Annotated in this window: 11 protein-coding genes; 1 reads left to right on the top strand and 10 read right to left on the bottom strand. The window is 37.7% G+C overall.

All coding sequences use genetic code 11. From position 1 onward, the window contains the following. Positions 1–2: 2 nt before the first annotated feature. From clpX to G6W45_RS00220, 9 genes are all read right to left on the bottom strand, one after another. Positions 3–1235 carry an ATP-dependent Clp protease ATP-binding subunit ClpX gene (gene clpX / locus G6W45_RS00260; protein ID WP_021090629.1) on the bottom strand — a complete coding sequence of 411 codons (1233 nt, stop codon included), beginning with the start codon at positions 1233–1235 and terminating at the stop codon, positions 3–5. Further along, positions 1235–2023, bottom strand: coding sequence for an acyl-ACP--UDP-N-acetylglucosamine O-acyltransferase (lpxA, locus tag G6W45_RS00255; RefSeq protein ID WP_009295380.1), 789 nt, complete (start codon positions 2021–2023; stop codon positions 1235–1237). Before lpxA ends, clpX begins: the two co-directional genes overlap by 1 nt. A 21-nt stretch (positions 2024–2044) precedes the next feature. Next, positions 2045–2491: a 3-hydroxyacyl-ACP dehydratase FabZ gene (gene fabZ, locus G6W45_RS00250; protein WP_021091063.1), complete on the bottom strand. Its 447-nt coding sequence runs from the start codon at positions 2489–2491 to the stop codon at positions 2045–2047. Between the two features lie 150 nt (positions 2492–2641). Continuing rightward, positions 2642–3715, bottom strand: a complete 1074-nt coding sequence (locus tag G6W45_RS00245) for an epoxyqueuosine reductase QueH (protein WP_194167136.1) — start codon at positions 3713–3715, stop codon at positions 2642–2644. Positions 3716–3743: 28 nt separating this feature from the next. Then, complete coding sequence (locus G6W45_RS00240) at positions 3744–4493, bottom strand: ATP-binding cassette domain-containing protein (RefSeq protein ID WP_194167135.1); 750 nt, start codon at positions 4491–4493, stop codon at positions 3744–3746. Further along, positions 4490–5170, bottom strand: coding sequence for an ATP-binding cassette domain-containing protein (locus tag G6W45_RS00235; protein WP_194167134.1), 681 nt, complete (start codon positions 5168–5170; stop codon positions 4490–4492). The genes G6W45_RS00240 and G6W45_RS00235 overlap by 4 nt, the downstream gene beginning before the upstream one ends. Further along, entirely contained in the window at positions 5167–5967 is an 801-nt protein-coding gene (locus tag G6W45_RS00230) for an ABC transporter permease (protein ID WP_194167133.1), read from the bottom strand. Before G6W45_RS00230 ends, G6W45_RS00235 begins: the two co-directional genes overlap by 4 nt. Next, positions 5964–6902, bottom strand: coding sequence for an ABC transporter permease (locus tag G6W45_RS00225; RefSeq protein WP_103640564.1), 939 nt, complete (start codon positions 6900–6902; stop codon positions 5964–5966). The genes G6W45_RS00230 and G6W45_RS00225 overlap by 4 nt, the downstream gene beginning before the upstream one ends. 12 nt (positions 6903–6914) lie before the next feature. Further along, positions 6915–8447, bottom strand: a complete 1533-nt coding sequence (locus G6W45_RS00220) for an ABC transporter substrate-binding protein (protein WP_194167132.1) — start codon at positions 8445–8447, stop codon at positions 6915–6917. A gap of 171 nt (positions 8448–8618) precedes the next feature. Between G6W45_RS00220 and G6W45_RS00215 the strand changes: the two genes are divergently transcribed. Next, entirely contained in the window at positions 8619–11927 is a 3309-nt protein-coding gene (locus G6W45_RS00215; protein WP_194167131.1) for a DUF748 domain-containing protein, read from the top strand. Here the strand turns inward: G6W45_RS00215 and G6W45_RS00210 are convergent. Further along, the gene (locus G6W45_RS00210; protein ID WP_194167130.1) at positions 11924–12328 is read right to left on the bottom strand and encodes a hypothetical protein; all 405 of its coding nucleotides are present in this window, start codon (positions 12326–12328) and stop codon (positions 11924–11926) included. The two genes, G6W45_RS00215 and G6W45_RS00210, sit on opposite strands and share 4 nt — an antisense overlap. Positions 12329–12366 lie beyond the last annotated feature (38 nt).

Raw genomic sequence — 12366 nt, 5'->3', positions numbered from 1 at the left:
CTTTACGCTATTTTCTTATCGTGCTTTATTAAAATTGGCTTTGCCTTATCTTTTACTGTCTCTTTTGAGATAACAATATCATACTCTTTTAACTCTGGTAGCTCATACATTATGTCTGTCATAAGCTCTTCCATTATACTTCTAAGCCCTCTGGCTCCAGTCTTTCTCTCAATAGCCAGACTTGCTATCTCTTCAAGCGCTTCATCATCAAATTTAAGCGTAGCACCATCAATCGCACAAAGCTTTTGGTATTGTTTTAATATCGCATTTTTTGGCTCGGTTAAAATTTTAACCATATCTTCTTTTGTTATCTCGTTTAAAGTAGCTACTACGTGAAGTCTGCCAATAAGCTCTGGAATGAGGCCATATCTTACAAGATCGTCTGGCTCAAGTAGGCTTAGTAAATTTTCTTTTTCATTTTTGCCACGTTTTTCTTGGTTAAATCCAAGTACGTTTTTACCAACTCTTCTCTCTATAATATCAAGAAGTCCGTCAAATGCACCACCGCAAACAAACAAGATATTTGTCGTATCTATCTGGATGAAGTCTTGGTTTGGATGCTTTCTGCCACCTTTTGGTGGGATGTTCACGACGCTTCCTTCGATTATCTTTAATAGTGCTTGTTGTACGCCTTCACCCGAAACGTCTCTTGTGATGCTTCTATTTTCACTCATTCTAGCGATCTTATCGATCTCATCTACAAAGACAATACCTTGCTCCGCCTTTTTTACATCGCCATTTGCAGCTTGTAAAAGCCTAGTAAGGATATTTTCAACGTCCTCACCGACATATCCAGCCTCAGTTAGGCTTGTGGCATCACAAATTGCGATAGGCACATCAAGAAATCTTGCCAAAGTCTGAGCCATCAATGTCTTGCCGCTTCCAGTTGGGCCAACAAGCAAGATGTTTGATTTTGAAATTTCAGTATCGTCTTTGATGTCGCTTTGTTTAAAAATTCTCTTATAGTGGTTATATACGCCGACACTAAAGACCTTTTTAGCCCTATCTTGACCGATCACATAGTTATCAAGTACCGCTTTTAGCTCCTTTGGTGTGAGCTTTTGATACTCTATCGTTTCGTCATTTTTACTCTCTTCTACGCTAGTATCTCCATGTATCATATCGTATGCGGCTGCTATGCAGTACTCGCATATATAGGCATTTCCTTCGATATCAGCGAGTAATCTTCTCTCAGCAGACTCTGCCTCTCCACAAAAATTACACTTTCTAGCCATTAATCTCTTCCTTTTGCAAGCGGAATTCCTCTTGTCGTTTCTAATATAAATTTACACATTTTTTTAACATTTTCATCGCTGGTTTTTGCGATCAGCTCATTTGCTTGATCTTTTAGGCTGATGCCTTGATTAAACAAAAATTTATAAGCGCGAACAAGCTCTTCAACCTGCTCTTTGTCAAATCTACGCCTAATGCCAACTAAATTTAAGCTTCTTATATAGGCTCTGTTGCCCTCAGCTAGGCAAAATGGCACTACATCTTGACTGAGCGCACTAGCCCCTGCGACCATGCAGCTTTCCCCTACTCTAACAAACTGATGAATAGGCGTAAGACCGCCCACAACAGCGTAGTCGCCAAGCTCGACGTGGCCTGCTAGAGTTGCGTTATTTGCCAAAATGACATTGCTGCCTATTATGCAGTCGTGTGCGATGTGAGAATATGCCATGATAAAGGCGTTATCGCCGATCCTTGTTATACCATCGCCCTTGTGCGTGCCTGAGTTTATCGTGCAAAACTCACGTATAGTTGCATGCTCGCCGATGATGACGCCAGTATCGACCTCATCTTTATAGCTGATATCTTGCGGGATGTCGCCCACGATCGCGTAGCTAAATACACGAGAGTTATCGCCGATCCTCGTCTTGCCAAGCACCCTTGCGCCTTGTTTTATCGTGACGTTGTTGCCAAGGACCGCATCTTTACTCACAAATGCGTAAGCCTCGATATTTGCGTCATCTCCAATGATCGCTCCATCTTCTATAACTGCTGTTTGGTGGATATTTTTCATTGTCTCTCTTTTTCTTAAAGCCTATTTATCGACTATCATCGCTTTTAGCTCAGCCTCAGCGCAAAGTGCGTCATCTACGTATGCCTTGCCTTCAAGCACCCAGATATTTCCCTTGTGTTTTAATACATTTAGTCTATACTCTAGTCTATCTCCAGGGCGGACTGGATGGCGAAATTTCGCTCCGTCTATGCTCATAAAATAAACCACTTTATTCTCGATACCAGCCTGATGCTCGTCGCTCATACTCTTAAACGCTAGCACGCCACCAGCTTGTGCCATGCCTTCAATGATCATCACGCCAGGATAGATCGGGTGACCTGGGAAGTGCCCCTGAAATATCGGCTCACCAATGGTTACATTTTTATAAGCGACGATATTCTTAGCTGGCTCTAGCTCGACAACTCTGTCGATAAGCAAAAATGGAAATCTATGTGGAAGAATTTTTTGAATTTCTACGACGTCTATCACGTTTTAGCCTTAGTAATGTAAATTTGTGGCGATTGTAACAAATTTATACTAAGAAAAAAATTATTAGCCTCTTTTAAAAATCTCTAAATTTCGCCTTATGTAGCAAAAATTTAATTCACTGCTTTAAGATAAATTTTATAAACTAACCTCTTAGTCTAAAACCAAAATTTCTTCGCTGTCGTTATAAAAAATAGCCTTTGCGTAAATTTCGTAGCTGCCCTTTTTGACCTCGTCTAAGATGATGATAGGATTTTGCGAAAACTCCCCGCATATCTGCCTACGAAATTTCATCTCAGCGCCAAGCTCAAGCGGCCTTTTACAAAGCTCATCAACGCTTTTAAATTTGCTATTTATAAATTTATTAAAGCACTCTATGCTCATAAGTATTGCGCCCTCTTTTAGCTCATCATCGATCTCGCAGTCGCGCTCTATATTTAGCTTTAAGCTCTCTCTTTTAAAGCCAGAGTAGAGCACAAAGTAGCTTGACACCACAGCATTTTGAAATTTAACACTAGCGCGCAAAAGTCTATAGTTTAAAAATCGCCTTCTAAAAAGGTGAAATTTCTCCCCTCTCGCCTCGCAAAGGCGCACCTTTTTATAAAGCTCAAGTCTCGCCTCAATGCTACCATAAAGTGCCCTTGCATGAAGCTCGCTCATTAGCTCACTTTGGGGTAAATTTTGCGAGTCGCGCTGTTTTTTTAGCGCAAAGACGCAGCCGCAGTAGTTTTGGTGATAGAGTTTGTCCTTTTTAGCGAGGATAAACTGCTCGCTTGTGCCGCCATTTTTTCTATAATCAACCGCAACGGCTTCTAAATTTGAGCCAGCCACCGCCTCATCAAGCGCCTTTTTGAGCTGAGTAAAGTCCTTTTTTGGGCTCATCAAAAGCGTCGTCGTGATCTTATTAAGTCCTAGCTCAAGTGCCTTTTTAGCGGAGTCTTTCATACGAAAATCAAAGCAGTATTCGCACCTTTTGCCCTTTTCTGGCTCATCTTCAAGCCCCTTTGTACCGCCAAGCCACGCTTCGTAGTCGTATTCGCCGCATATTAGCTCGATGCCTAGCTTCTCACAGCTTCGTTTTACATCCTCAAAACGCAGTAAAAATTCGCTATATGGATGTATGTTTGGGTCATAAAAATAGCCGACTATTCGTTCATTTGGGAAGTCTTTTTGTAAGCGCTGTAAAAAGTAGTGGCTATCGACCGAGCAGCAGATGTGAACTAACAAAATTTAACCTTTTTTTGCTTGCATTATATCAAAGATTATTTTTATAAATTTTTGCAGCATCGAGGTATTTTTTAAGGACATTTTGGCTTTCAAGATCATCAAATTTACCCCACGCCACCTGCTTGCCAGATTCGATTATTAGCACTTTTTGTGCTATCTTAATCGCACTTAAAATATCGTGCGTGATAAAAATTATGCTGATTTTTTCATCTAAGCTTAAAAGCAAATTTATGATCTTTTGCTTTGTCTCGTTATCAAGCCCGCTTGTTATCTCGTCACAGATCAAAATTTTTGGTTTTGAGAGTAGTGCCAGCAATATCCCAACCCTTGTCGCCTCGCCACCACTTAGCTGAGATGGATATTTTTCTAAAATTTCATCTTTTAAATTTAAATTAGCTAAAAGCTCTTTAAGCTCATTTTCACTAAAGCTAAGCTTAAGATAAGACCTCACGTGAGCGATCGCGGTTTTTACTTTTAGCGCTGGATTTAGGGCTTGCTTTTGATTTTGCAAGATATATCTGATGTCCTTTTTGAGCTCATTTTTATCTGTGATCTCCTCATCGTTTATGTAAATTTTGCCCCCACTTTTTGGCTCACTAAATGATATAAGCTTTGCAAGCGTGCTTTTGCCACTGCCACTTTGCCCCAAAATGGCTAAATTTTCGCCATCATCAAGCTCGCAACTTATCCCCTCCAAAAGGTGCAGCACTTCAGCTTTAGCGTTAAAATGCTCCTTAAAGCTTAAACTTTTTGAGACGTTCTCAAGCCTGATTTTCACGCATTTTCCTTTAAATTTAGCCGCCCATCTCTCATCTGCCAAATCTCATCACTAAGATAATTTGTTAGCGCCTCATCGTGCGAGATAAAGATGACGCTCATCTTGCCTTTTAGGCTCTCTAAGATGCCCGCCACGTGGCTAGCGCTAATGCTATCAAGCCCGCTTGTTATCTCGTCGCAGACTAAAATTTTTGGCTTCAGGCAAAGTGCAAGAGCGATCTGCACACGGCTCGCCTCACCGCCACTTAGCTCGTATGAGTATTTATGCCAGATGAGATTAGCATTATCTAGCCCAAACTCCCTAAAATAGCTAAATGCAAGCTCTTTATTTGATTTATTATCGCCGCCAAGATAGGCATTAAAGTGATCGCCCACGTTTAAGAGCGGATGAAGGCTAGCAACGGAGTTTTGAAAAATGAGCGCGGCAACCTTTTTTCGGTGCTCTTTTAGCTCATTTTGGCTAAGTTTTAAGATATCTTTTTTATAAATGCTAAAATTATCCGCCCTCACTCTAAAATCATCATCAAAAAGCCTTATTAGGCTCTTTGCAAAGAGCGATTTGCCACTGCCACTTGCACCCGTGATACCTATAAATTTACCCTCACTCATGGCAAAATCAAGCTCACACAAAAGCTTCTTATCCTTATAAAAAACGTTTAAATTTTTAATCTCTATCATATTTTTATATTGCTATTTTTTGAATTTGATGTGATGATCGAGGTTACAAGGATGAGCAAAAATAGCGTCACGCCAGGGAAAAGTACCATCCACCAAGAGCCAAGGAAAAGCGCCTCTTTACTCTCATTTAGCATGATGCCAAGGCTTATTTTGTTTGCGTCACTGCCCACGCCAAAAAAACCAAGCGTGGCCTCCATGACGACCGCATTTATCGCGTTTATGCCAAAAATACTAATTATAAGGTGCTTTAAATTTGGCAAAATTTCAAAGCAGATCAGGCTAAATTTACCAGCCCCATTTATGACGGCTTGCTCGGCGTAGTCGCACTTTTTATTAAGCCTTAAATTTTGCATAAAAACTTTTGCGCCCTGCATAAACGAACAAATGGCGATGATAAAAGAGGTTATAAGCAGATCTCCGCTACTAAATGAGCTAAAAAGCATGATAAAAACGATGTTTGGTATGCTTAAAAAGGCATCAAGCCCCTTATCAAAAAGGCTCTCACAAACTCTACTCTTGCTCGTGCCAAAATAGGCATAGATAAGCGAGAAAAGCGTCGTTAAAAAGCCAGCTAGCAGTAAGACAAGAAGCGAGTTTTTAAGTGCGTAGGCAACTCTTATGAGATTGTCCCTGCCTAGGATATCAGTGCCAAAGATGTGCTCGCTACTTGGGGCTAAATTTACCGCCATAAAGTCAGTAAAATTTGGCTCAAATTTAGAAAAAAATGGCGTCACAAAAGCAAATGTTACAAGCGCTAAAAAGACAAAACAGGCTAAGAAAAATATGACTTTTCTCATAAATTTCTTTTATCTGCCAAGATGGCGAAAATTTTAGCCAGTAAATTTGCAAAAACAACAAAAACAGCCGTTAGCAAAATGGTCGCAAGTGCGACTGGATAGTCTTTGGCGATCACCGCATCAAGGCTAAGCTTGCCTATGCCTGGAAATGAAAAAATGCTCTCGATGACGTATGATCCAGCAAAAACGCCGGCCACAAGGGTTGCAAAATAATAGACTATATCGGTGCTTGCGTGCTTTATGGCAAAGAGATAAATTTTGCCGCGCCCCAAACCTCTAGCGTGAGCTGTCTGGATAAAATCAGCGTTTAGGCTTTGATTTAGCCTGTCTCTTACAAATTTCACGTTTGCGCCAAGGTGTGGCAAAATGATGGCAAGCGTTGGCAAGATGATAAATTTAGCTCCGACGCCGCTAGATCCTAGTTCGTTTGCCCCAGAGCTTGGAAGCACGTTTAGATATACACTAAAGATCGCTATAAGCACGAGAGCTACGTAAAAATGCGGCAGTGAAGCCAGTAAAAATGAGCTAAAATTTATAAAGATATCGGCAAATTTATTCTTATAAATGGCGCTTAAAAATCCTAAGAAAAATGATAAAAAAACTATCAGAAAAAACGAAGCAAAAAATAAAATAAGTGAGTTTAAAAGCCTCTCTTTAATGAGCAAAAAAACGCTTGCCCCACTTACAAAGCTAGTGCCAAAATCCCCTGTCACAAAGTGAGTCAGCCATCTAAAATACTGCACAAAAAAGCCATCTTTTAGCCCCAAATTTTCTAAAATTTGCTCTTTTATAGCAACGCTTAGCGCTTCACTTCGCAAAAATATCGCGTCAGTGACGTTTCCTGGCAAAAAATATATGAGCAAAAATAGAAAAAATGAGATGAAAAACAGTAATCCAAGGCTTGAGATCGCTGTTTTTAAAATGGCTCTAAACAAAGTTTTTATCCATTATTTTACTTGCCACTCTCTTATGTTCCATAAAAATCCAGCCCCATGGTGACCTAAAATTTGCGTCTTTATGCCTGAAATTTTGTTATTAAACACAAGTGGATAGTCAAGATAGGCTATAAAAATGTAAGGTGGGTTTTTATGAAGCGCTTTTAGAAATTCTTTATAGTATTTTTTCCTAAGCTCCACATCCTTTGTATATCTTGCATTTTTTAAGGCAAGGTCGACGTTTGCGTCCTTGTAGTGGTTAAAATTCCAGCCATTTTCATTCACACTCACATCAGCAAATCCACCAAAGATCCTGTACGTGTGAAAATCTGGGTCAAACGGACTTCCCCAGCCGATGATAAAGCTATCAACCTCGCTTATACTAAAGGCTGTTCTTGGCTTTGCGTAGGCTTTGGCTCTCACGCCAAATTTATTTAGCTCACTGCTTAAAATTTTGGCTAGATTAACCCTTAAGATGTCGTTATTAAAGGCGTAGATGTCAAAGCCAAGCTCCTTGCCGTCCTTTTCAAAAAAGCCAGCCTTGTTTTTCTTAAAGCCACTCTTTTCAAGCAGCTCCATAGCCTTTTGCGGATCGTAGCTAAATTTAAACTCGCTGTCATTTGCAAAGCTTTTTTCTATCGGATTATTCGCCACGCTTGCATATCCGTGAAATAATTTTTTAACTATCTCATCTTTATTTACCGCGTAGTTTAGGGCGATTCTTACATTTTTATCTTGAAAAAGAGGATCATTAAAGTTAAACATCAAAGCTCTATAATCCGCGCTTTTAAACTTAAGCAAGCTTAATTTTTTATCATCTTTTATGAAATTTACACCAGTTGGAGAGATGAGCGCGACATCGATCTCACCACTTTTAAGCCCAACGAGCCTTAAATTTTCATCACCAACAATTTTAAAAAATACCCTTTTTATCTTTGGCTCACCCTTGTAAAATTTCTCATTTGCCGCGAATTCCAAGCTCTCATCTTTTTTCCATTTTACTAGCTTATATGCGCCAGTGCCAATGGGAGCGTCGTTAAATTTATCGGTTGAGATATCTTTGCCTTTTAAAATGTGCTCAGGCAAAACACCAAAACTAAGTGCGTCAAGAAATGGCGGAAACGGCTCATTAAGCGTAATCTTTACTTTATAATCCCCTAGAATTTCAACGCTTTTTACGACTTCATAATTTGAGATAGCAGGCGCATTTAGCTTCTTATCTTGAGCCGCTTCGATAGTAAATTTAACGTCCTTTGCGCTAAATTTTACCCCATCATGCCAAAAGGCATCATCTCTTAGCTCAAAAATATACTTCAGCCCATCGTTGCTTACTTGCCAAGACTTCGCAAGCTCTGGCACGACGTTGCTATTTTCATCGTGGCTAGTAAGTCCAGAAAAAACTAGCGAAAGCGTAGGATCATGATCCTCATCATAGAGTGGATTTATACGAGGTGTTTGCTCCTCGATAGCGACCACAACGGCATTTTCATTTGCATAAGAAAGAGTACCAAACAACAAAAAAAAGACAAGCAAAATTCTCTTCATCACCATCCCCTTTGTTTAAAAATATTTCTGCATAGTAATACGAATCGCATAAAAGTGTTATTAAGCTAAATGTAAATTTATAGTATAGAAGTTTTAAATTTCTAACTATCTTTTAACCTTTTTTGAAGTAAAATCTCTCCTATTTTAGATAATAGCAAGGCAAATTTTACAATGAATAAAAATAAAAAAATAGCCCTAATTTCAGGTATAAGTTTAGTTTCACTTTTGCTTATTTACACGCTTCTTGGCTTTTTTGGTGTTCCTTATGCTATCAAAAATATTGCTCCAAAGTATCTAAAAGACTACAATGCAACGCTTTTTGTGGAAAGTGCTAAATTTAATCCTTTTACCTTTGAGCTAAATGCTACAAATGCTGAACTAAACACTACTTCGCCACTTTTTAGCACAAAGCAAATCGACGTCAAGCTAAAGCCATTTTCTATCTTTAAAAAATTAGTTGAAGTTGATGTTTTCAGGCTTCAAGAGCCAAATGTCAAAATTTTACGAGATAAAAATTCAAAATTTAACTTTAGTAATTTTATAAGCGACGATAACGCAACTACCGAAGATAACAGTACTAGCTCTATAAATTTTGCCCTAAATAACGCAAAAATCATCAAAGGCACATTTTCATATAGCGATCAAAATTTAACAAATCCATTTAACGTAAATTTTGATGATATAAACTACGAGCTAAGCTCGCTAAATACGAAGAAAAATAGCGCAGGCAGCCATATTTTTGACTCAAACTCGACTCTAGCTCACAAGATCGATCTAAATGGCGATATCAAGCTAAATCCACTAAAAATCGAGGGCAATATCAGCATAAAGGATTTTAGTATCGATCCAGTCGCGATTAGCTTTATCGATAAAGACACACTAAATCTTAAAAATGCGGTCATAAATTTAGGAATAAATTACACTTTAATTGCCGACGAGAACGCTACAAATATAAATTTAAAGGATAGCTTTTTAAATATAAAATCACTAAACATAGATGAGGGCAAAAACGAACTAAGTCTTGGTGAGCTAGAGCTTCCAAAATTTGATCTATCAAGTAAGATAGCAGACAAGATAGATGCTAAATTAGATCTAAATACCATAAATTTAAGCGATGTATCATTTAAAAATGTAATAACAGCAAGCTTAAAATCACTAAATTTAAACGATATTTCGCTTTTAGCAAATTTAAATGAAAAAAGTGAGCTAAATGCAACAGCTGCACTAAATAGCATAAATGCAAATACCCTAAAAATAGACGAAACCAGTAAAAATTTAGTAAATCTAAAAGATATAAATGCCTCAAATCTAAATGCAAATTTAGCAAATAACAAAACAGCTCTAACACTTGAAAAAATAGCGTTTGATGACATCAATGCCCCGCTTAGTAAAAATGCGAATGCAAATGTGGCAGGGACTAAAATCTCAAATATTAGCTTCACTCAAGATACCAATAAAAGCCTTGCAACTCTTGATGAGCTTAGTATAAATGGCATAAATTTAAAGGCAAAAAATAAAGAAATTTTAAATATCGCTGATGTGCTTACAAAAACGATCAAATTTGATATTTTAAATATGGCTTTGAGTGCCGAGAATATCGATGTAAATAGAACAAAATTTAACTCAGAGTTAAATGGTAGCGGCTTAAGCGCGATAAACCAGCTTGGACTTGGTGAGAAAGAGCCAGCAAAAACAGCCAATCATAGCACTAAAACCAAAAAAGAGAATACATCAGTTTCAAAAAGCAAAGAAAATGAGTTTAAATTTGATATAAAAAATATCAATGTAAATAATGCTAGTATCGCTTTGACGCATCTTTTTGAAGGCGAGAAAATCGCTCATAAATTTGATAATTTGTTTGTAAAAATAGCAAATTTAAGTAGCGATTTTAGTAAGCCATTTGACGCAAAAGTGGATATGAAAAGCTCACAAAAGCTAAATTTAGACCTAACCTCAAAGATCAAACTTGAACCTCTTGATATAACTGCTAAAATCAAACTTGAAGATAAAAATTTGCCAAAATATTTTGCCTACGCAAAGCCATTTTTAGAGGCAGATCTTTCAAGTGGAGAGATGAGTGCAAACGCCGAGCTTCACTATGCAAAAGATATAAAAGCAGATGCAAAACTTAGTGTAAAAGATATTAGATTAGATGATAAAAATAAAGAAAAGCTAATCGCATTTAAAAGTTTAGATGTAGATAAAATTTCACTTTTTAAAGATAATCTTGAAATTACTGGAGTTGCTCTAAATTCGCCATTTATCAAGGCTCATCTAAGCAAAGAGCGTGAATTTAATCTAAGCAAAATCGTAAAAGAAGATAAAAGCAAAGCCCAAAGTGAGCAAAAAGCTGAGAGCAAAAAGGTAGCTAGTAAAAAAGATGACGAGCTAAATTTTAGTATCAAAAATTTCTCACTTAACAACGGCGAGGTTGATTTTTCAGATGCGTCACTATTTATGCCATTTGCTACGAAAATTTCAAATCTAAATGGCAAGCTAACTGACATCGATAAAAAACGTCCAAGTTCGGGTGAGTTTAAAGGCGTAGTTGGCAAAAATGGCTTCTCTCAGATTACAGCAAAACTATTTCCTTTTGAGTTAAAGCAAAATACCGATATTAAGCTTGATTTTAAAGATATCGATCTAATCGACATAACGCCATATAGTGGGCAATTTTTGGGCTATAAAATAAAAAAAGGTAAGTTAAATTTAAATCTAAATTATAGCGTTGTTGATTCAAAACTAAACGGCTCAAATCTTATAAATTTTGACACACTCACACTTGGAGAAAAGGTTGATTCAAAAGATGCTGTAAATTTACCACTTTCGCTTGCTATATCGATATTAAGCGATCAAAATAATCAAATAAATATCGACCTGCCAGTTGAAGGAAATTTAGACGACCCTGACTTTAAATATGGCGGTGTCATTTGGGCTGCTGTTAAAAAGCTCTTTGCTGATATCACGTTAGCTCCGTTTAGATTTTTAGGTAATGCTCTAGGGCTTGGCAGCAAGGATCTTAGTTCTATTGATTTTCTTGCTGGAAGTAGCGAGCTAATAAGCTCAGAAGCACCAAAAATAGCTGATTTTATAAAATTAACTACTGCAAAGCCTATGATGAAACTTAGCATCACACCTACTTACTCCGAGATAGATGTGCTCTACTTTAAAGAAAAAAGGCTTGATCAAAAGATAAATCAAATAATCGCCTCAAGTGGTAAAGATTATATTACTGTGCTAAATTCTCTCGTTCCAAACGCTAAAGATAAAAGCGATAAAGCCTTAAGAGAAGAGGCAATAAAAATCATCGAAGTGGATAAGGAAAAGCTAGTTGAGCTTGCAAATGAGCGTGCAAATACAGTAAAAGAAGCGCTCATCAAGGCTGGACTTGAGGCTGGCCGCATAAATGTAAATGATGTAACAAACTCAGAGCCTAAGCAAAATACCTACACAAGCGTGCTTATGGGAGTGGCGAACTAAATTTCATTTATCTCGCTGCTTCTTGCGTTGTAAACAAACCAGCTAAGAAGCATGAGCATCATAAATGCACCAAAAACTAGGCTCGCGTAAAAATATAAGCTAAAGCCTTCGCCTAGCAAATTTGCATTGTGAAGAGCGATCATAACGCCAGCAAGTGAAATTAAATAGCCAATTAGCTTAATGATAAAAATTTTTGGATTTACAAGGATGAGTAAAAGCCCGCAAAGCATGACACTAAGGGCTATTTGTAAATTTAAAATGTCAGCTTGAGCACTTGAGCCAAATGTCAAAAAACCAAGCAAAAATATGACTAAAACCATCAAAACAGCATAAACTATCCTGCTTCGTCCAAAGCCGTACATAAAGCAAACAAAGCCTTTGTTATGTTTGTTGTAGTCCATTTTTTGCTCCTTTGCTCCTATGTAACAAGTTTTTGTAT

The organism is Campylobacter concisus (assembly GCF_015229955.1).
GTDB lineage: Bacteria > Campylobacterota > Campylobacteria > Campylobacterales > Campylobacteraceae > Campylobacter_A > Campylobacter_A concisus_AT.
The sequence above is the reverse complement of the archived record's forward strand: the minus strand, read 5'-3'. Positions and strand labels throughout refer to the sequence as shown.

What these genes read in the sequence shown, in the direction of transcription:
- clpX (WP_021090629.1), bottom strand. Translation starts at nt 1,235, where the DNA reads ATGGCTAGAAAGTGTAATTTTTGTGGAGAGGCAGAGTCTGCTGAGAGA.
- lpxA (WP_009295380.1), bottom strand. Translation starts at nt 2,023, where the DNA reads ATGAAAAATATCCACCAAACAGCAGTTATAGAAGATGGAGCGATCATT.
- G6W45_RS00235 (WP_194167134.1), bottom strand. Translation starts at nt 5,170, where the DNA reads ATGATAGAGATTAAAAATTTAAACGTTTTTTATAAGGATAAGAAGCTT.
- G6W45_RS00230 (WP_194167133.1), bottom strand. Translation starts at nt 5,967, where the DNA reads ATGAGAAAAGTCATATTTTTCTTAGCCTGTTTTGTCTTTTTAGCGCTT.
- G6W45_RS00220 (WP_194167132.1), bottom strand. Translation starts at nt 8,447, where the DNA reads ATGAAGAGAATTTTGCTTGTCTTTTTTTTGTTGTTTGGTACTCTTTCT.
- G6W45_RS00215 (WP_194167131.1), top strand. Translation starts at nt 8,619, where the DNA reads ATGAATAAAAATAAAAAAATAGCCCTAATTTCAGGTATAAGTTTAGTT.
- G6W45_RS00210 (WP_194167130.1), bottom strand. Translation starts at nt 12,328, where the DNA reads ATGGACTACAACAAACATAACAAAGGCTTTGTTTGCTTTATGTACGGC.